Raw genomic sequence first — 19970 nt, forward strand, 5'->3', positions numbered from 1 at the left:
TCCTTCCCCAAGCCAGTGATGAGATGGCAGCTTATAGCGGTCCGAAGGGTCTGACCCGCATCCGGGCGGGACGGCATCGCTAATGAGCTGCGCGTGGGAAGATCTATGCTGCACATTGGCAGGAGCCGCCGCAGCGCGGTTTGACGCCACGGTTGTGCTGAAATCGTCATGCACCTGGATCGCGATGTCGGGCCAGCCCAGCCTACTATACAACGAGCGTAGTTCCCGTCTTGCCAGCGCGGGATCGGTCGATTTTCTGGCCGGGGCCGTTGGTGGCCTGCTCGCGCGAAACGTGCCGGCGTACGAAGCCGCTGCTTGGGGCGTATGGCTTCATGGGGAAACGGGCCGCAAACTTGCCGGCGACGTTGGCGTGGTCGGATTCCTGGCGCGCGAAGTTCTTCCACCGGTTTCTTCACTGCTGAGCTACGAGTAGCGGGCACGTCCCATCGATCGTGCTGAGACCTAGCCCCGGCCGACCTCAGTACGCGACACCTGCAAGCTTTATCCCCTAGAAGTGAAGCAGCAGGCCGATGGCTGCTCCCGCCGCAATGACCGCTGGCGTGACCCAACTGCTCTTGACGCGCCATACGACGAGCAGTGCACCGCCGAACAGGATCGCGGGCAGGGCGGGATTGGTGATGCGGGCAGCGGTCGCCACCCCCAGGTCGATGCAGGTAGCGGCGATTACACCGACCACCGCGGCGGCGACACCTGCGAGCAGCATGTGCAGCGCCGGATTTTCAACCAGCGCTTCGAGGCGCTCGAACAGGACGAGCGAGAATGCAAACGCGGGCAGGAACATGCCTGCGGTGATCGCCAGTGCCCCGCCCAGACCGCCGGCCACAAAGCCGATAAAGGTTGCGAAGATCACGAGCGGGGCGGGCAACACACCCGCCAGCGCGACCCCGTCGAGGAAGGTCGCGTCACTGATCCAGCCGCGCCCCACGGTATCCGCCCGGACATAGGGGATTGCGGTGTAGGCGCCGCCAAAGGTCAAAAGCCCGCCCTTGAGACCGGCGATGAACAGGGCGGTGAGCGTTACCGGGTCCCGCGTCAGATCCGGGGGTGCGACTGCGGACATGTCGACGTATTGAGTGCCAATCACGGTAAGGACCGCAACGATCACGGTGCCCCATGCAGCCACCGGACGGTGTGCGAGCGCGTAGCCCAACCCGCCGGCCACCAGCGGAATCCAGAAGGGAACCCCGACAAGTGTCGCGACAAGGCTGACGAGCGCGATCCCGCCAAGCAGCCAGGTTTCGAGGATGTGCTCGCCGATCCTGACAACTGCGCGCACGATGATTGCGAGCACCACGACCTGAACACCCAACAAGGCGCCCGACAGACCGGGATTGCCGGCGACCCAGTTCACATAGAGCCAGCCAGCCGCCAGCATCAGCAAGAGGCCGGGCAGCATGAAACCCAGCCCCGCGAGCAGGCCTCCGATGCGCCCCCGCGCGATCATGCCGAGATGGACGCACAGTTCATGCGCCTCGGGACCGGGCAACACCTGCAGCACAGCAAGAAGCCGGTTGAACCGCGCGGAATCGATCCAGCGCTCCTGCTCGACCAGCGCCTGCCGCAGCATGGCGATCTGTGCCACCGGACCGCCAAAAGCGAGCGCACCGAACCGCAGGAATTTGAAGAACAGGGCGGCGAGAGTGAGCGGCGGCGGGCTGGTGCCGTCTGGTCCGATCATGCGCGTCCGCCCTGCGGAACATGTGCGGTCCAGTCAAGCGTTTGGCCGCATGCGGCGCAACACCATCGATACAGCGCGTCGGAGATCGGCATGCACATCCAAATATTCGCCGGACGATAGGGAACGAGCTCTCGTCGCAAGTGTCATGCTTTTCGGGGCCTTTCTCAATCGCAAAATCGATTCCGACGCTGTTTGTCCCTCGGACCGTTCCCGCTGTCTGGGCGAACTTCCTTTCTCATCCTTCGCCGGCGTTTTCCCCCCGCTGGATGGTGGATAAAACAGCCGGCGTTTTTCGATCATGCTCACTTCTGTCCAGAAGCCTGAAACGGGTGCTACCCATTTGTAAATTCACCATCGCGCCGATGGGGTCGCTGCGCGTGATCTCGGCCCGCAGCGGGTGGGGGCGGTTAGGGGCTTATACGACGCATTGCTGCGGATCTTGAGCGAAACTGACGCCTGAAAGTCGAAGGCGCGCACGCTTTAGACCCCGCATCTTTGCGCGAAGTTGCGTGTCGTTTGGCCCCATTAACGCGCGGCGCGTTTTCGCCGCGTTTCCCAGCCCTTCTTTGCTGCTGCTGAACGATCCGCGGCACTCCTGCTCGAGCTGCTCTTTCGGCCGCCTGTCCGCGCGCTGTCGTGACTGTCTTTACTTTCCCGACCTGAACCAGACTTGTTTCCACCACCCGAGTCCTTGTTCACGGTCGCCCAAGCTCGGCTTTCGGCCTCCTTTTTGGACACCCCGCGCTGTTCATAGCCTTCCTCGATGTGCTCAGCCTTGCGCTTTTGCTTTTCCGTATACGTGTCTTTGTCACCTCGCGGCATCATCGTTCTCCTGCTACGGCTCGCGCAGAAAAAACCGACGAACAAGCTCAAGGTTTCCGGTTCAGCCCTCGGCAGCACAAGCGGGGCGCCGGGCAATAGTCGTTGCAGCCGAGTTTGGGGTATCGGCGTTGGCGCGAATTGAGCAACGAAGATATCTCAAGCAAGCGACAGAGAAAGAATATCGGCTGTCCCACGCTCAAAGCACGATTAGCGTCGGGCATGGTGACACTAACGCTCGCGCGTTGTGCGGCCCGCCAAGATCGTTTTGGGCCATTGCGAGCAGGACGTGTTCCGTGACCGGGCGCTAACATAGGCTAATGCCGGAGTGTGCGTGAATGCTTAAAGAATCTGGGGCAGAATAGCGGAGTAGCGCCATTGTCCCACTCGATCGACGAAGCCACTTCCCAGTCCGCAGCATTCTATCTGGATCAGGCAAGGGACCAGATCCGCCTTGCTGAGCTGTCCGAGCTTCCCGCCCGCGTCACCATTCATCTGGATGCAGCCAAACGTTGGATACAGATTGCTCAGGTCGCGCGCCGGGTCGAAACGTCACGCCGCAAAAGCATCGATCGGTAACTTCGGCGTGAGAACGGACCATCTCCTTTCGGCATCGGTTAGCCTCGCGATTTTGGGCAGATCCAGCGAGGCATAGAGCGTTGGGGAAGGCGCATTGGATGTTCCGGGGATCGGGTCGGCCCGGGAGCAGGCTGACGGTGCTGGTCTTGCCGACATCATCACGCCGAGCGGCGCGGTGATCTGGCTGCCCGGTGAACACTCGTCAGCGCAATGCTCCCCATTCCGCCAGGATCGTTCACAAAACATGCTTCTTAGCGATGCGCCATATACCAACGCCCGGGAAAATGCCTGTTAAACTGTTGTTGTAGTTGAGTTATTTTCGAGAAGGATAAGTCCGCTTCGGCATGGCCAGAATTTGTTGCCTGTGCGTCGGATAACCGGTCAATTTCGATCCTATAAGTCTCTTAGCGCAGTGTGGCCAACCGGCTTGGAGGACATGGGGATGATGAAGTGGTTCGAGGCGGAGGCGCCTATCAGACAAAAGACGCTGGTCGCTTTTGGCGCGCTCGTCTGCCTGATGATCATCAATGCGCTCGTTGGGTTGGTTCTGGGCGCGTGGGTCACCGCTGCGGTATGCGCGGTGTCGGCGGCGGTTGGCGCAGCGCTCAGCTTCCGGTTCCGAACCGCGATCTGCGATCCCTATGTCAACACGGTGGTTCGCATGGAGGCGCTGGCCGCAGGCGATCTTGACGCTCCGATTGCATACACCGAGTACAAGGATTGCGTCGGCCGGATGACGAAGGCGATGTTCACGTTCCGTGACACCGCCCAGGAACAGCTGCGTGCCGCCCGTGAGCAGGAAGAGGTGGTAGCGGAGCTTCGTACGGGCCTGAATTCGTTGACCCAGGGGGATTTCACTCAGGAGATCAAGGCGGAGTTCCCGCCCGCCTATGCCGAGCTCAAGACCAATTTCAACTCTGCGCTGACCGCGCTGCGTCACCTGATCGGTTCGGTCCTGGAGAGCACCGGGACAATCACAAACGGATCAGTGGAAATCGCGCAGGCGTCCGAAGATCTCGCTCGCCGCACCGAGGCCAATGCGGCGAGCTTGGAAGAGACTACCGCGGCCGTCTCGCAGATCGAAGGCCGACTGAAGACGAACGCCGAAGCTGCCGAGCGCACCGTCTCGCGCGCAGATGGCGCAATCCAGAGCGTCGCGTCTGGCCGGATCACCACGGGCGAGGCTGTGGAAGCGATGACCCGCGTCAGCGACAGCGCCAAGGGCATCGATTCAGTGATCGAAGGCCTCGACAAGATCGCATTCCAGACGCGCGTTCTCGCCATGAACGCAGCGGTTGAGGCAGGCCGCGCCGGGGAGTCCGGGCGCGGGTTCGCCGTCGTGGCGGACCTGGTCTCCGCTCTCGCCATGCGCGCCGAGGAAGAGGCGGGGCGAGCGCGGGACCAGTTGACGGCCACGCAGACTGACGTGGTTGCGGCAGTGGAGATGGTGCAGAAGGTCGATACCGCGTTCAGCGACATCGCTGGTGATGTGGGCGAGGTCCATGTCTTGCTCGCGGATATGGCCAGCGCGAACGACGCCCAATCTTCGGCAATCAGTCAGATCAGTGCCGCGATCGCCGCGATGGATCAGTCGACCCAGCAAAATGCGGCGATGGTCGAGGAAACGTCCGCCGCTGCACGCAGCCTTTCAACCGAAGTGGCGACGCTGGCTGGCCAGGCCGAGCAGTTCAAGGTCACGGAGTCTTCTGCGCGCGGCGGCCCGAGCTTAAAGTCATCGAACAAGCCTCGCCAGAACAGCCTCCAGGTGTCTGCTGCCCGACCGCCGGTTCGGATGGTTCCCAGTGTGGTTGGGTTCTAGGCGACCCTGGATATTCGTGTGGCCACGCCCCCGCGCGAATATCTGCCGGGCCCTGTCCGGAAACGCTGCCGTTAGCACCAAGGTCCAGCTCCAATCCAGCGTCGGATCCCTGGACGGAAGATCGTAGCTGATGCAATTGTACTGACGGTCGATCAGCGCCTCGACGCGCTGATAGATCACGCCGCGATTGATCGTGAATGGTCGAGCCCGCGCAAATGACTTCTTCGCAATCGAGATCTGGCCGAAGGTGTCGCGGCTCGTCCGCCGGCCAGGCTCGGCGAGCTGCGGCGTAACCGAATTTGCGCATCATGGCGGCCGCATCTGTATCGACGTCAGGGACGGCGAGCGTCCACACAGGCGTGTTGTGGCGCGCAGGTCGACCGGAAGATTCGCGTCATGTCGCGCATCGCTGCGGCGCGGTGTCGCCTCCAGCACCCTTGCAACGTCGAATTCACCCGGGAACAGAAAGCCTGCGCGATCTTCGCATGCAGCGCCGGTTATCAGCAACACGATGTGCAGGATTATCGAGCATAGGGCTGAGCGGCGTGGAGCATTTTGCTCTCCAGAAAACGGTCGGTGAAGTCCCGGTTTCGCCTGAGGCGCTCTTGGTCGTCGTCAGTCAGCGACCGCGGATCATCAGGCGATCGTCTGCCCCGTCTTCGCCCAGTCGGCCATGAACCCCTCGATCCCCTTGTCGGTCAGCGGATGCTTGACCAGCTGGCGGATCACCGAAGGCGGCGCGGTCATCACGTCCGCCCCGAGCTTCGCCGCCTCAAGGATGTGGATCGGGTGACGCACGCTGGCGACCAGGATCTCGGTCTCGAACGCATAATTGTCATAGATCAGGCGGATGTCGCCGATCAGGTCCATACCATCAAAGCCGATATCGTCATGCCGCCCAACGAACGGCGAGATGAAGGTCGCCCCAGCCTTCGCCGCGAGCAGTGCCTGATTGGCCGAGAAGCACAAGGTCACATTGACCATCGTCCCGTCGCTGGTCAGCGCCTTGCACGCCTTGAGCCCCTCGATCGTCAGCGGCAGCTTGACCGCGACATTGTCGGCGATCTTCCGCACGATCTCCGCCTCGCGCATCATGCCGTCATAGTCGAGCGCGACGACTTCGGCCGACACCGGACCATCGACGATGCCGCAGATTTCGGCGACCACCTCGAGGAAGTTGCGCCCCGCCTTGTGGATCAACGACGGGTTGGTTGTCACGCCATCCAGCAGCCCGGCATCCGCCAGCTCGCGAATATCGTTGGTGTCGGCGGTGTCGGCAAAGAACTTCACGCGGCTTGGGCCTTAGTCATGCGCGATCCATCGGGATTGCGCAGATAGACGCCGTGCTCAAGCTGCTGGCGGCGCAATTCGGCGACATCGATATCGGCCGGCGCGCGATTGCCGCGCACCGATATCTTCGCAGCGCGGCCGGCGGCCTCGCCCATCGCCATGCACGTGGCCATCACCCGGATGGCACCCATGGCCTCGTGGGTGCAGGAAATGCTGCGGCCCGCGACCAGCAGGTTGCTGACTCCCTGTGGTACCAGCGAGCGATAGGGAATGTCGTAGCAGTCGCCGCACCAGATCAGCGTGCAATCCTCATCGCCCGGCCGATGGATGTCAATCGGATAGCTCGCCACTGCAATCGCATCGTCGAAATGACGGCACGACAGCACGTCGTCCTGGTCCATGACGTACTGCCCGACAATGCGTCGCGTCTCACGTATGCCGAGGAACGGGGCGGTCTTGGTGAAATAGGCGTTCTCGAACCCGGCAACATAGTTGGTGAGATAGGTGACGATGTCGTCGATCTGGCGGCGCCCCTCGATCTCGCCTTCGGTAAGACTGCGCGCGTCGGTGCCGTCGGTGCCTTTGACGCGCGTCATGTTGATCCACACCTCACCCTTTTTCAGGCCGGTGATGATGATCGTGCGCTCGTTCGGGATTTCCAGCCCGCGCTCCTCGCGCGCCTTGGCGATCAGTTCACGCAGGCCGACGACGATGAACTGGTGATTCTGGCCGAAATACTCGGCTGGAATGAAGTCCGTCAGATAGGTACGCGCCGCCGGCGGGGATTCAGCAATGGTATTGCGCAATTTGTCGGTATCCACGCCAGCGAGGCAGAACATCAGCGTTGGCGGCTGCATCCCGCCTTCGCTATTGCCTTTCTCGGTCGGCACACCGGCCTGGAACGCGACATCGGCGTCTCCGGTGCAATCGATCACGACCTTGGCGAGGATTGCGCTGCGCCCGCTCTTGCTCTCGGTGATGACGCCGCGGATCGTGCCGTCCTCGACGAGGGTCCCGGCAAGGAACGTGTAGAACAGGATGTCGACCCCCGCCTCGGTCAGCATTTCGAGCGCGACGGTCTTGACGGCTTCGGGTTCGACCAGCGTAATCCCCATGTGCAGCGGGCAGGGACGATGCTCGCTCGCGCCGTCGCGTTCGCGGCGCAGCCGCTCGATGAACTTCTGTGGCAGGCCATCGATGATCTGATTGCCCTTCTGGCCGAGGAAGCCGAGCACCGGCAGACCGATCGTCATATTGCCGCCCACGAAGCTGCGGCTCTCGATCAACCCGACGCTCAGGCCGTCTTCAGCCGCCGCCAGCGCTGCGGTCAGCCCCGACGGACCGCCACCGACGACGAGAACCTCGTAGTTCGCCGTGACCGCCAGGGTGCGGGCGGGTTCCTGAATGGTGCTGACGAACTGCGCTGACATGATGGGTTTGTCCTGATGTTGAAGGGGTAAGGTGTCGGAGTGATTATGAGAGGGCGCGTGCGGGTGACTGTGGCACGCGCTCCTCGCGGACCATGGTCCACAAGATGACGATCGCAATCGGATGGAGCAGCGCCATGACGAGGAAGATCTGATGCGCGCCGACGCTGCCGATGAGCTGGCCGACGAAATAGTTGAATACCACCGCGCCCGCCGCGCCGCAGCCGCCGGCGATGCCGAGCACGCTCGCGGCATTGGCGACCGGGAAGGATTCAGCAATGACGACGCTGATCGTGAACAGCCAGCTGAGTGCCGCGACAGCGACCAGACTGAACACCAGCAATGTCGTGAATGCACTGGGCAGATACGGTGTCAGCGCGCACAGCGGGGCGAGCAAGCCGACGACCGTCAGCATCCGCTTGCGGCTGAGCAATGGAGTGCCGCCGCGCCGGACCATCCGGTCGGACCATGCCGCCGTGGCGATCGCGCCGATATCGGCCGCAAGGAACGGGATCCAGCCCACCATGCCGACCTGTTGCAGCGTCAGGCCGGAATCCTCCTGCAGATAGCCGGGGAGCCAGAACAGGCAGAAATACCATACGGGATCGCTGACGAAGCGGATGAGCAAGATGCCCCACAGGCTGCGCGTGCGCCACAGCTGTGGCCAGGTGAACTTGGCGCCGTCGCCGGTTTTCGCGGCTGACGCTTCCACATCGCGTCGGATCGACTCCGGCGGGTCGCGATAGACCAGCCACCAGGCGAGAGCGATCATCAGGCCGATCGCGCCGGCGATGAAGAACACGTTGCGCCAGCCAAAAGAGATGGCGACCCAGGCGATCAGCGGCGGCGCGATGATCGCGCCGATCGACCCGCCGGCAACGCACAGGCTGTTGGCGGTCGCACGCAGGCGTCCCGGGAACCAGATTGCGACGACCTTGAGCTGCGCGGGATAATTGGTGGGCTCGGCGGCTCCGAGCATCGCGCGTGAGAGGCCGAACATCCCGATCGTGCGCGCCATGCCGCCGCCGATGCACGCGAGCGACCAGCCGATGATGCCGATGCCCATGACGTTGCGCGGCCCGAAACGATCGACCAGCCAGCCCCCGATCGGGTACATCACTGCATAGCTGATGGTGAACAGGTTGAGCAGCATCGCATAGCCGCTGTCATCGAGCTGATACTCGCTCTTCAGCACGGGCTTGAGGATCGCCACGATCTGGCGGTCGAGATAGTTGAAGACGAGCGCCACGAAAATGACGGCGACGATCAGCCAGCGGCGGCGTTCCGGAGTGAGGATCATAGCATGGTGCTCCGTGGGGCCGGCGTCGCCATTGCCTGGCGATAGCGTTCTGCGTCCCAGTCGATCAGCGCGTCGACGTCCGCCGCGCACAGCGGTGCGATCGGCGCGCCCGGCGGGATGCGCGTGGCCACGTCGGCGAGGCAGCGCAGCATCGCTTCGCTCCCGCGCAACGCATCGTGCGCAAGCAGCACCGCGCTGCCACGCACGATGATCCAGCGGATCGGTGAGCGGTGATTCCGGCACACATCTGCAAGCGCGGCGTCGATCTCGTCATGGGAATCGACCACCAGCGGTGCCCGACCGAGAAAGACGACATGGTCTGGGTATAGCGGCCCACCGGTTACGACGGCGAGGCTGGTGGGGTCGACTGCCAGGCTGATCACGTGCGGATCGGACACTGCACGGAAACCGGCGATTGACGTTGCGGATGGCGTCCCCGGCGGCGCGACAGGGGGACGGGGGCCGATCGATAGCCGTGAGACGACTTCGCGCAACAGCGTGTCAGCCTGTCCCACATCGTCGGCGGCGACGATGAGGCCATGGTTGGCGAGGATGAAAATGTCAACCGAGGTTGCGGCGTGCGCGTGCTGCACCGCCGCTGCGAGTTTTGGGCCGGGCTTGCAATAGGGAACGAAGACCCAGGCAAGCCCCGACAGGCGTTGCGACAGAACCGCCTCGGCATCGCAGCGGACGGCATGGGCGATCGCGTCGACGCTGTGAACATGAACGACGACGCGGTGCGGCAGCGCTGCATGGACCAGAGTCTCGATCGAGGGGCGCAGGGCGGTCGCGTATCCGTCCTTAACCCGCGGCACGTCCCCGACCGGCAAGGCGACGGGAACGAGGATGTCTTGCCCAGCCGCGTCGGCGAGCCAGGTGCCCGACGCCTTGATCCACATGACATCATCGAGCTTGATCGAAACGTTTCCACCAGCGCCCTGCACGAGGGTCGGGTCGCGTCCCCACTCCGCCGCGCTGGCGCGCAGAGCGGACAGATTGTCATCGACCATCATCAATCCTCTCCCGCATCGACGTGTCACAGCGCCGGTTCTTCGACCGGGTCGCTTAGCTGCCACATATGACGTATTTGCGTCAACAGATGATCGAATACAATCATTTTAAGATTGAATAACGTCATTATGTGGCGTAGTTCGATCACAACAGGGGTGGGGAGGCGAAGTTGAGCGATTCGGATCGACATCATCGGATCCTGGAGTTATTGCGGTCTTCGCCATTCGCTTCGGCGCGCGACCTTTCCGAAAATCTCCAGGTCTCCGTCGCCACGGTACGCCGCGACATCGACAAACTGGATGAGCAAGGTCTCGCCCGGAAGGTCTATGGCGGCATTTCCGCGATCGACGGTGCCACTGCACATGGCGTGTTTGCGCGCACCTATGCCGAGCGCAGCGCCGTCGATGTCACCGTCAAGGACGCGATTGCCGCTGAGGCTGCGACCATGGTGCAGGACGGCGATGCCGTGATCGTCCATGGCGGGTCGACGTGCTTCCGGCTGGGCGAGCGCCTCGCCCGACGCAACATCCGGCTGTTCACGAATTCAATGCCGCTCGCCGCGGTGATCGGTGAAACCGGCACGTGCGCGCTGACCATAGCCGGCGGCGAGTTGCACCGCGAGCCGCTGATCCTGCATGGCGCGGGCAGTGCCGAGCCGTTCTTTGCCTCGAAATTCTTCCTGAGCGCGCAGGGCGCCGACGAGCGCGGGTTGCTCGAATCGCATCCGCTGCTGGTCGATGTCGCGGCGCGCTACGCAGCTTGCGCCGATCGTATCGTCGCGCTGGTCGCCAGTTCGAAATTCGTGGTGGGCGCGCGGCAGGTGTCGCTGCCGTGGAGCCGGATCGACACGATCATCGTCGATGATGGCCTGTCGTCCGAGCATCGCAAGATGCTGGAGGATATGGGCGTCGAACTGCGGATCGTCGCCACGGGTTCGGGCGAGGCGTGATGATCGCCGTTCTCGACTTCGGCAAGACCAACTCGAAGTTGCTCGTCTTTACGGCCGACGGTCAGATCAGCTTCAGTGCGCGCACGCGTCCAGTTTGGCGCGCTGTCGACGGCATATCCGTCCTCGACGCCGATGCGCTGGCGCAGTGGGCGAATGCGGCGCTGGTTACCGCCGATGCGGCACATCCCGGCCAGATCCAGGGGGTGATGGTCGCGGCCCATGGCTGCACATTCGCGCTGACCGATGCCGACGGCCTGGTGCGTCCCATCCTGGACTATGAGCAGGAGCTGCCCGGTCCATTCGCCAGCGCGGTCCGGGCGGGCTTGCCGCCCTACGCCGAAACCTTTGCGCCGCCCCGGCCGCAGGGGTTCAACTACGGCCGGCATCTTTTGTGGCTCCAGCATCTCGAGCCGCAAGCGCTGGCCCGGACCACCGCGATCCTCGGCTATCCGCAATATTGGAGCTGGCGCCTCGGCGGCCGGCAGGTTGCAGAATACAGCTATATGGGGTGCCACTCGCATATCTGGGCGCCTGCCCAGCGCGATTACGCGTCGGTCGTGTCCGCGAATGGCTGGCGCGAGAAGATGCCCGATTTCGCCCCGGCGGGAAGCGTGATCGGGGAGCATCCGCTCGCCGGTCGATCGATCGCGGTGCACAATGGCGTTCACGACAGCAATGCCGCGCTTCATGCCTATCGCAGCGTGTCGGATGCGCCGTTCACGCTGATTTCCAGCGGTACCTGGGTGGTCATCTTCAACCCGGACTGTCCGCTCGACGCACTTGACGCGCGGTGCGATCATTACTGCAACGTCGATGTGAACGGCGCTCCGGTGCCTACGATCGGGTTCATGGGCGGGCGCGAGTTCGACGTGATTGCGGGCGAAACCGTCGTCGCGGTGGAGCGCGCGCGCATTCAGCGGGCGATCGACGCGCGCATCATGGCCTTTCCGGCGTTTGCCGCCGCCGGCCCGTTTGGACACGTCCCGACGCCGGACCTGCCAGCCATGGCCGATGCCGCCGAGCGGGCTGCCGTTGCGATGCTCTACGTCGCGCTGATGACCGACTTCTGCCTGGATTCGATCCAGTCGCGCAACGATCTCGTGATCGATGGCGGGCTCGCCGCCGGGGGTGTGCTGGCGGAATTGCTGGCGCAACTGCGGCCCGGGCAGATGGTGAAGCAAGCCAAGCTGAGCGAGGGCACTGCAGCGGGCGCTGCAGCATTGGCCTTCGCCGCGCATGGGACCAGCATGGCGCTTGCGCGCCCGCAGCCGGTCGCGCCGGCCGCGTTCGTCGGTCTTGATGACTATCGGCGCCAGTGGCGCGCCGGTCTGCCGTCGATCGATGGTGAACTGGCCGAGTGCGCTGCATGAGCAGGGCAGTGGTTCTGGGGATCGACGTCGGAACGTCGGGCATCCGTTGCGTGGCGATGGACGCCGCCGGGGAGCCGATCGCGGCGGCCTCGCACAGGTTCGTCGACCGGCAGATCAACTCGCGCGATCCGCTGGGCTGGGCGGTGCTGGTCGACCGGACGCTGGCGGACGTGCTGTTGCAGATCGACCGTGACGCCGTGCAGGGCATCGCGATCGACGGGACCTCCGGTTCGTTGCTGGCGATCGATGCGCAGGGCAGGCCGCTGGCACCGCCGCTGATGTACAATGATGCCGTGGCTGACGCGGCCATCGTCCGGCGGATCGCAGCGATCGCGCCGGCCGCCAGCGCCGCGCACGGCCCCACATCCGGGCTGGCCAAGGCGATCGTCCTTCAGGCGACATCGGGCGTTGTCCGCCTGTTGCATCAGGCCGACTGGCTGGCCGCGCGCCTGACCGGCGAATGGGATGTGGGCGACGAGAACAACGCGCTGAAGACCGGATATGATTGTGTGACCGGGTGTTGGGGCGCGTGGATAGGCGAATCCGGATTGCGCGAAAACTTGCTGCCGCGCATCGTCCCTGCCGGCACGCCGATCGCACCCATCCTGCCCGTGCTGGCGGACCGGTTCGGGTTGAGCAGGCAGGTGACCATCGTCGCCGGCACGACCGATGGCTGCGCCTCGTTTCTCGCGACCGGCGCGCGTGAGATCGGCGACGGCGTGACTGCGCTTGGATCCTCGCTCACGCTCAAGGTGCTTGCGGATCGACCGATCTGCTCGCCAGAACATGGCATCTACAGCCACCGTATTGCCGGTGGCTGGCTCGCAGGCGGCGCATCCAATACCGGCGGCCGGGTTCTCGCCGCCTATTTTGATCGCGATCGGCTCGCCGAATTGTCCGAACATATCGATCCCGACCGCGAAGCGCGGTTTGACTATTATCCGCTCCTGGCTGTGGGCGAGCGGTTTCCGTTCGCCGATCCTGGCCTGTCGCCGCGCCTGTCGCCGCGTCCGGTAAACGAGACCGATTTCCTGCACGAACTGCTCGCAGGGATCGCGGCAATCGAGGCGGAGGGTTATTCGCGCCTGACGCAACTTGGCGCGCCAATGCTGCGCTCGGTTCGCAGTGTGGGCGGAGGCGCTGCCAACCCGAACTGGACGCTGATGCGCCAGCGGCTGCTCGGCGCGCCCTTCCTTCCCGCGCGATCGGTCGAGGCGGCAAGTGGCGTCGCGCGGCTCGCATTGCAGGGCATCGGCTTGGGGGTCCCGGCATGACCGCGCCGTGTACCCTGAAGCCGGTCGCGGGCCTGGCCAGCCTTGTCGATCGCTACGACGCAGTCTTTATCGACCAGTTCGGCGTGTTGCACGACGGCTCCGCGCCCTATCACGGCGCGGTCGACACCCTCGCTGCGCTGGCCGATTGCGGAAAGCGGGTCGTGCTGCTGTCCAATTCGGGCAAACGATCGGCGAGCAATGTCGCGCGGCTCGACCGCCTCGGTATCCCCGCCAGCCTGTATTCGGGGATCGTGACGTCAGGCGAGGTCGGCTGGTCGATCCTGCGTGACCTGGACCCCGGCCAACGCTGCCTGCTCATCGCGCGCGATGGCGACCGGATGGCGATCGATGGCCTGCCGATCACGCTGGTGGACGACGCCGCCGAGTGCGACATCGTCCTGATCGCGGGGAGCGAGGGCGATCGCATGACGATCGATGCGTATCGCGCGCTGCTCGCGCCCGCCGCACGGCGCGGGGTGCCGGCCTATTGCACCAATCCCGATAACCAGATGCTGACGCCAAACGGGCTGCGCTTCGGCGCGGGAGCGATTGCGTCGAGCTATGTCGAATTGGGGGGAGCGGTGACCTGGATCGGCAAGCCCTATCCGGCCATCTACGCCGCGGCGCGCGCGCTGGTCCCCGACATCCCCGCCGACCGCATCCTGTGCATCGGCGACAGCATCGAACACGATATCGGCGGCGCGGCGCAGGCGGGCATCGCCAGCTGTCTCGTGCGCACCGGCATCATCGCCGACGCCACTGACGCCGAACTCGAAACGCAGTTCGCGCAGGCCGACGCCAGACCTGACTTCATCCTATCCCAATTGCGGTGGTGACCATGCCCCAGGAGACGAACATGCAGACCCAGTCGCTCGACGGCAAGATCGCCGCAATCACCGGAGGCGCATCCGGCATCGGGCTGGAAACCGCACGTGCGCTGATTGCGGCGGGGGCGGTCGTCCATTTGCTGGACCGCGACCAGGCCGCGCTGGATGCAGCGGTGGCCGAGCTCGGATCGCAGTGCCGGTCGGTGGTGGTCGACCTGTTCGACTATCCCGCCGTTCAGCAGGCGATCGACGCGATCGTCGCTGCGCACGGCCGGATCGACATCCTCCACGCCAACGCCGGCAGCTATGTCGGCGGCAAGGTGTGGGAAGGCGACGCAAGCCGCTGGGATGCGATGTTGAACCTCAACATCAACGCGACCTTTCAGTCGGTCCGCGCGGTGCTACCCGCGATGATGAACCAGGGCAGCGGCGATGTCATCGTCACCAGCTCGATCGCAGGCGCCATCCCGATCGTGGCTGAGCCGATCTACACCGCCTCGAAACACGCCGTGCAGGCGTTCGTCCACACCGTGCGCCGTCAGGTCGCTCCGCATGGCGTGCGTGTCGCGGCGGTGCTGCCCGGTCCGGTTCACACGCCCTTGCTCAAGGATTGGGATCCCCAGCGGTTGAAGGACGAAATCGCTTCGGGCGCGCTGATGGAGCCAGCCGACGTGGCCGACGCCATCCTGTTCATGGTGACCCGGCGCACCGGCGTGATCGTTCGTGATCTCGTCATCCTGCCGCACGCATTCGACGTGTGACGCCGCAGCGTCGCGCTCTCTGATCCAACAACAGCCTCAATCATCCTACGCCTTTCAAAGGGGGAAGCATGAAGTTCCGATATCTGAGCGGTAGCGCTGCTGCCGCCGTCGCAGTGCTGCTCGCGCCCGCCGCGATCGCGCAGTCCCAGTCGCCCGCCAGCTCGGGCAATGCTCAAGCGCCTGACGCAGGTCCGCAACCGGCGTCCCCGGGCGCGACGAGCACCGCTGGTGAGGGGACGTTGTCGGGCCAGATCCAGAATACCGCTACCGGCGAGTATCTGCGCAATGCGATCATCGAAATCGTCGATGCCGCGGGCAAGCGCCGTACCGCAACGTCGGGAGACGCTGGCCGCTACGAGGTCCGGGATCTTCCCGCTGGTGACACGATGGTGCGCGTCGTCTTCACCGGCTATGCGACCTTGGTCCAGACCGTGCGGATCGCCGCGGGCAGCGCAACGGAGCTCAACGTCGACATGCAGCCGACCGGGCCGCAGAGTGCCGACGGCGACGAGATCGTTGTGGTTGGCAGCGTGCGCGAGGGCGATGCACGCGCAATCATGAACCAGCGCCAGTCGATGGATATCAAGAACGTCCTGTCGGCCGAAAGCTATGGCGATATCGATGACGGGAATCCGGCCGAGTTCCTCAAGTTCATGCCAGGCGTGGACACCGACGGGTCGAACGGCACGGCGGTCAACGCGTTCCTGCGCGGCATGCCGGCCGATTATACGCAGGTGACGCTCAACGGGGCTGGGCTGGCCACCGCTGACGCGAATACCGGCGCCGGCTCGGCGCGCGTCTTCAGCTTTGAGTCGATGTCGCTGGCCGGGATCGATTCGATCGAGATCTCCAAGACGACGAGCGCCGACGTTGATGCGAACGCGCCGGCCGGTACGATCAACATCCGCACCAAACGGGCGTTCGACCGGCGCAAGCGACTGTTGCAGGTGCGGCTGAGCGGCGCGACGCATGCCGATCTGTTCGACAGCCGCACGCGGACCGGCCCGGACGAGGGCGGCTTTGGCGGTGCCCGCTTCCTGCCCAACGCCGATATCCTCTATTCGGAAAGCCTGTTCGGCAAGCGGCTCGGCGTGCTCGCGAGCCTTGGCTATACCGACACCTATATCGAGCGTGAGGAAATCACCGCCAGCCGCAACTATGTGCCGACGGCGCGCAGTTCTGACCCGCTGGCAATCACGTCGCTTGCCCTGCAGACCCAGGCGCGCGAGACCTCGCGCCTCGCAGCGACGCTGAACCTCGATTTCCGCGCGACCGATCGGCTGATCCTGTCGCTCGCGACCAACCTCAACCGCGGCACCATCTACCAGCAGGAACTGACTCCGACGCTGACCACCGGCGCGCGAACCGCTGGCGTGACCGGCGATGCCGCGCTCGATTTTACCACGAACCAGTCAGCAAGCACCCGCACGCTCGCGGTTGCAGGTGCGGTCCAGTACAAGATCAACAAGACCTTCGCCATCACGCCCGGCTTCGAGTGGGAGCATGAGGGGCTGCGCATCGACGGCTTTGCATCCTATTCGCGCGCGACCAGCCGCTACGACAGCCCGGCCAAGGGGCAGGTCACGTCGCTGACCAGCGCAATCGGCTCGACGGGCAATTTCTCGGCCAGTCGCGGCAACATTCTGGACGCAGACTGGACGATCGCGCAGCTCAGCGGTCCCGACTGGGGCGATGCCGCGTCCTTCACGCTGACCGGCCGGCCGACGCTGCGGACAACCAATGGTGCAACGTCCGAAGTCTCGCTCAAGTCCGGCGCGATGAACATCACCTACGACACCGAAGTCGCCGGTATCCCGGTGGTGTTCAAGACCGGCTTCAAGGTCCAGGACGCCGAATATGCGTTCGACAACCGCTCGGCGGCGAACCAGTATACCTATGTCGGCGCGATGACGAACGCGGAGTTCCTGTCGGCGATCCGCAGCAACAACCAGCTGTCCTTCTCTGACGCCGGTGCCAGCGTCCGGTCGCTGTCGGGCAGCACCGACATCTATCTGCCCAGCATGGGCCGGGTGTATGACCTGTTCTCGCAAAATCCGCAGGACTGGCAGCGCAGCTTTACCGCCGCCAACTGGTACAGCGCCAATGTGGAAAACAACGCACGCTACCGGGAGACAACGGCGGCGGTATACGGCATGGCTACGGCGACGCCGTTCGAGCAGCTTCGCCTGCGCGCCGGGCTACGCTGGGAGCAGACCCGCACCCGGTCCCGCGCGTTCGATCCGCTCTCGGCGGCGGCAGTGCAGGCTGCCGGCTACGCGGTTTCCGCCAGCACGGGTCGCGCGACGACGATCGAAGGGCTCGAATACCAGTATCTCACCAACCCGCGCGTGGATCGAAAGGGGCGGTATGACTTCTTCTTTCCGAGCGCGTCGGCGAAATACCTGTTCGGCCGCAGCACCGAGCTGCAGCTCGGCTACAGCCGAACCATTTTGCGGCCGCCGGTCAGGGCACTTTCTGGTGCATGGACGATCGATGAAGTCGATAACATCATCACCGCGCCCAATCCCAGTCTTGAGCCGGCGATCTCGGACAATTTCTCGGCGCGCCTTGCCCGCTATTTCGAGCCCGTGGGCATCGTCGCGATCAATTTCTACCAGAACAAGGTGAAGGGCCTGTTCCAGGAACAGGAGCTGACCGCCGAGGAGTTCGGCTACACCGGCACCGAATATGCGAACTACACCTTCGTAACGACGACGACGGTGAGCGGGGATGCGGTGAACATCCGCGGCATCGAGTTCGAGTTCAACCATGCGCTCACCTACCTCCCGTCACCGCTCGATGGCTTGTCGATCCGCGGTTCCTACATGTACAACCATCCCGAGGTGCCGATCGTGCGGGTCGCCGACCAGGTCGCGTCCTTCTCGCTGACCTACAGCAAGGGACCGCTCAAGCTCTTCCTCAACAGCGTGTGGACCGGCGACAAATATCGCAGCACCACGCCGACCTGGTTCGAAGAACGGATCGATATGAACCTGTCGGGCAGCTACGCTTTCGCGAAAGGCTGGGAGGCGTTCTTCTCGCTCCGCAACCTGCTGAACGAGCCGATCAACGTGATCGTGCCGGGCAGCCTCGCCACGACGGGCACCGTGGGCGACCATAGTGCAATCTACATCCACAATGGCCGCAGCGGCACATTTGGCGTGCGCGCGCGCTTCTAGCGCGCGCATCGACCGCTAACACGACCTGATTGCGCAAAGGATCCGTCACAATGCACTTCGACCGCCGGACCATGATCCAGACGGCCAGCGGGCTGGTCCTGCTGGCGGGCTTTTCACCGCAGGGACTTTGGGCCGCGCCGCTCGAGGGCGATCCGTTCACGCTTGGCGTGGCGTCAGGCGACCCCTGGCCCGACGGGTTCGTCCTGTGGACACGCCTGGCACCAAAGCCGATGGAGCGTGGCGGTGGCATGCCGATGAAGGCAGTGGCGGTCAGCTGGGACGTGGCCGAGGATGCGCGCTTCGCGAAGATCGCGCAGACCGGAGAAGCCTATGCCCGCCCCGAACTCGGCCACAGCGTCCATGTCGAGGTCGCCGGCCTGAAGCCCGGACGTCGATATTGGTACCGCTTTCGTGTCGGCACCGCGATGAGCCAGACGGGGACGGTTCGTACCGCCCCGCCGGCCGGCGCACCGGTCGATCGCGTCCGGATCGCGGTTGCGGGATGTCAGCATTGGGAAGGTGGCTATTACACCGCCTTCCAGCATCTGGCGCAGGAACCTGAGCTCGACGCCGTGTTCCACTATGGCGACTATATCTACGAACATTGGGCGCAGCGCGTCTGCCCGAAGACCGACGGCAAGCCGGTGTGCGTGCGTGAACATATCGGCGATGAAACCTATTCGCTCGACGATTATCGCCGCCGTTATGCGCAGTACAAGTCCGATCCGGATCTCCAGGCGGCGCACCGCTCGGTCGCGTTTCTCTCGACCTTTGACGACCATGAAGTCGACAATAACTGGGTAGGCTTTTTCGACGAGACCGGTACGCCGCGCACCGTCTTCCTGTTGCGCCGTTTTGCAGCGATGCAGGCATGGTATGAGCACATGCCGGTCCGCCGATCGCAGTTCCCACGCGCGCGCGACATGCTCGCCTATCGGCGGCTGGATTATGGCGGCCTGCTCCGCATCCATGTGCTCGATACCCGAAGCAATCGCAGCGATCAGGTCTGCGAGGATGGCAAGCGCAAGCCCTGTCCCCCTGCCGCTCACGATGGCGCCACGGTGCTCGGCGAGGGGCAGGAAAAGTGGCTGGACGAGGGGCTGGGCGGCAAGGCGCGGTGGAACCTGCTGGCCCAGCAAATTCTGGTCATGCCGTTCGACCGGCGCAAGGCCGACCAGAACGACCCCAACCTCGCGACCGATACCTGGGACGGCTATCGCCCGGCGCGCGCGCGCCTGATCGACAGCATTCGCCGACATCGACTGTCGAACGTCGTCATCGCCTCGGGGGACTATCACAAGCATTTTGCCGGCACCGTGCCGCTGCGCGAAGACGATCTCGACGGGGACATGGTGGCGACCGAATTTCTCGCGACGTCCATTTCGACCAATGGTGACGGTGGGCCAATCGCAGGCCACGGCACGCTGATGCGCAACAATCCGCACGTCGCGCTGTTCGAGGACCGGCGCGGCTACCAGATTTTCGACATCACCAAAGACCGCTGGCTCACCGAGATCAAGGGGGTGGACCAGGTCAGCCGGCCCGATGGCAAGCTATCGACCATTGCGCGCTTCGCCGTGACGCCGGATCGGGCCAAGCTCCACAAGGCTTGAGTGAGCGCGCCCCCTGCATTGAGGCGCACGACTCAAGCTTCACCGCGCAGTTG

General features: G+C 64.2%; 15 protein-coding genes and 1 pseudogene. 10 read left to right on the plus strand and 6 right to left on the minus strand.

Annotated elements, in window-relative coordinates:
- Positions 1–67 precede the first annotated feature (67 nt).
- Positions 68–433: pseudogene (locus K9B35_RS00670) on the plus strand (NAD(P)H-hydrate dehydratase); the annotation flags it as partial.
- Positions 434–508: 75 nt separating this feature from the next.
- Here the strand turns inward: K9B35_RS00670 and chrA are convergent.
- Together chrA and K9B35_RS00680 are read right to left on the minus strand one after the other, a co-directional pair.
- On the minus strand, positions 509–1699 hold the full coding sequence (gene chrA / locus K9B35_RS00675) for a chromate efflux transporter (RefSeq protein WP_224919885.1): 1191 nt from the start codon (positions 1697–1699) through the stop codon (positions 509–511).
- Between the two features lie 525 nt (positions 1700–2224).
- Complete coding sequence (locus K9B35_RS00680; RefSeq protein ID WP_224920480.1) at positions 2225–2521, minus strand: plasmid stabilization protein; 297 nt, start codon at positions 2519–2521, stop codon at positions 2225–2227.
- A 375-nt stretch (positions 2522–2896) separates the two neighbouring features.
- On the opposite strand from K9B35_RS00680, the gene K9B35_RS00685 reads away from it, so the two are divergent.
- Positions 2897–3097 (plus strand): hypothetical protein, encoded by a 201-nt coding sequence (locus tag K9B35_RS00685; RefSeq protein WP_224919886.1) that lies wholly within the window; start codon positions 2897–2899, stop codon positions 3095–3097.
- A 442-nt stretch (positions 3098–3539) separates the two neighbouring features.
- Positions 3540–4916 carry a methyl-accepting chemotaxis protein gene (locus K9B35_RS00690; protein WP_318245941.1) on the plus strand — a complete coding sequence of 459 codons (1377 nt, stop codon included), beginning with the start codon at positions 3540–3542 and terminating at the stop codon, positions 4914–4916.
- Positions 4917–5552: 636 nt separating this feature from the next.
- Here the strand turns inward: K9B35_RS00690 and fsa are convergent.
- The 4 genes from fsa to K9B35_RS00710 are packed head-to-tail and all read right to left on the minus strand — an operon-like array spanning position 5553 to position 9943.
- Positions 5553–6206 (minus strand): fructose-6-phosphate aldolase, encoded by a 654-nt coding sequence (gene fsa / locus K9B35_RS00695; protein ID WP_224919887.1) that lies wholly within the window; start codon positions 6204–6206, stop codon positions 5553–5555.
- A complete protein-coding gene (locus tag K9B35_RS00700) occupies positions 6203–7636 on the minus strand; it encodes an FAD-dependent oxidoreductase (RefSeq protein WP_224919888.1) in 1434 nt (477 codons plus the stop codon). Before K9B35_RS00700 ends, fsa begins: the two co-directional genes overlap by 4 nt.
- Before the next feature lie 43 nt (positions 7637–7679).
- Positions 7680–8933, minus strand: a complete 1254-nt coding sequence (locus K9B35_RS00705) for an MFS transporter (RefSeq protein ID WP_224919889.1) — start codon at positions 8931–8933, stop codon at positions 7680–7682.
- Positions 8930–9943, minus strand: a complete 1014-nt coding sequence (locus K9B35_RS00710) for a class II aldolase/adducin family protein (RefSeq protein WP_224919890.1) — start codon at positions 9941–9943, stop codon at positions 8930–8932. Before K9B35_RS00710 ends, K9B35_RS00705 begins: the two co-directional genes overlap by 4 nt.
- Before the next feature lie 170 nt (positions 9944–10113).
- Here K9B35_RS00710 and K9B35_RS00715 point away from each other — a divergent pair, with 170 nt between their 5' ends.
- From K9B35_RS00715 to K9B35_RS00745, 7 genes are all read left to right on the plus strand, one after another.
- Complete coding sequence (locus K9B35_RS00715) at positions 10114–10893, plus strand: DeoR/GlpR family DNA-binding transcription regulator (protein WP_224919891.1); 780 nt, start codon at positions 10114–10116, stop codon at positions 10891–10893.
- Positions 10893–12263, plus strand: a complete 1371-nt coding sequence (locus tag K9B35_RS00720; protein WP_224919892.1) for a hypothetical protein — start codon at positions 10893–10895, stop codon at positions 12261–12263. Before K9B35_RS00715 ends, K9B35_RS00720 begins: the two co-directional genes overlap by 1 nt.
- On the plus strand, positions 12260–13537 hold the full coding sequence (locus K9B35_RS00725; protein WP_224919893.1) for an FGGY-family carbohydrate kinase: 1278 nt from the start codon (positions 12260–12262) through the stop codon (positions 13535–13537). Before K9B35_RS00720 ends, K9B35_RS00725 begins: the two co-directional genes overlap by 4 nt.
- The gene (locus K9B35_RS00730; RefSeq protein ID WP_224919894.1) at positions 13534–14373 is read left to right on the plus strand and encodes a TIGR01459 family HAD-type hydrolase; all 840 of its coding nucleotides are present in this window, start codon (positions 13534–13536) and stop codon (positions 14371–14373) included. The genes K9B35_RS00725 and K9B35_RS00730 overlap by 4 nt, the downstream gene beginning before the upstream one ends.
- 20 nt (positions 14374–14393) lie before the next feature.
- Complete coding sequence (locus K9B35_RS00735) at positions 14394–15125, plus strand: SDR family oxidoreductase (protein WP_224919895.1); 732 nt, start codon at positions 14394–14396, stop codon at positions 15123–15125.
- 68 nt (positions 15126–15193) lie between these two features.
- Positions 15194–18304 carry a TonB-dependent receptor gene (locus K9B35_RS00740; protein ID WP_224919896.1) on the plus strand — a complete coding sequence of 1037 codons (3111 nt, stop codon included), beginning with the start codon at positions 15194–15196 and terminating at the stop codon, positions 18302–18304.
- Between the two features lie 50 nt (positions 18305–18354).
- Positions 18355–19917: an alkaline phosphatase D family protein gene (locus K9B35_RS00745; protein WP_224919897.1), complete on the plus strand. Its 1563-nt coding sequence runs from the start codon at positions 18355–18357 to the stop codon at positions 19915–19917.
- Positions 19918–19970 lie beyond the last annotated feature (53 nt).

Origin of the sequence: Sphingomonas sp. R647 (assembly GCF_020177055.1) — a bacterium.
Classification (GTDB): Bacteria; Pseudomonadota; Alphaproteobacteria; order Sphingomonadales; family Sphingomonadaceae; genus Sphingomonas.

Coding starts and splice junctions, on each gene's coding strand:
- K9B35_RS00690 (WP_318245941.1), top strand. CDS start 3,540: ATGATGAAGTGGTTCGAGGCGGAGGCGCCTATCAGACAAAAGACGCTG.
- K9B35_RS00700 (WP_224919888.1), bottom strand. CDS start 7,636: ATGTCAGCGCAGTTCGTCAGCACCATTCAGGAACCCGCCCGCACCCTG.
- K9B35_RS00710 (WP_224919890.1), bottom strand. CDS start 9,943: ATGGTCGATGACAATCTGTCCGCTCTGCGCGCCAGCGCGGCGGAGTGG.
- K9B35_RS00740 (WP_224919896.1), top strand. CDS start 15,194: ATGAAGTTCCGATATCTGAGCGGTAGCGCTGCTGCCGCCGTCGCAGTG.
- K9B35_RS00705 (WP_224919889.1), bottom strand. CDS start 8,933: ATGATCCTCACTCCGGAACGCCGCCGCTGGCTGATCGTCGCCGTCATT.
- K9B35_RS00725 (WP_224919893.1), top strand. CDS start 12,260: ATGAGCAGGGCAGTGGTTCTGGGGATCGACGTCGGAACGTCGGGCATC.
- K9B35_RS00735 (WP_224919895.1), top strand. CDS start 14,394: ATGCAGACCCAGTCGCTCGACGGCAAGATCGCCGCAATCACCGGAGGC.
- K9B35_RS00745 (WP_224919897.1), top strand. CDS start 18,355: ATGCACTTCGACCGCCGGACCATGATCCAGACGGCCAGCGGGCTGGTC.
- chrA (WP_224919885.1), bottom strand. CDS start 1,699: ATGATCGGACCAGACGGCACCAGCCCGCCGCCGCTCACTCTCGCCGCC.
- K9B35_RS00720 (WP_224919892.1), top strand. CDS start 10,893: ATGATCGCCGTTCTCGACTTCGGCAAGACCAACTCGAAGTTGCTCGTC.
- K9B35_RS00680 (WP_224920480.1), bottom strand. CDS start 2,521: ATGCCGCGAGGTGACAAAGACACGTATACGGAAAAGCAAAAGCGCAAG.
- K9B35_RS00730 (WP_224919894.1), top strand. CDS start 13,534: ATGACCGCGCCGTGTACCCTGAAGCCGGTCGCGGGCCTGGCCAGCCTT.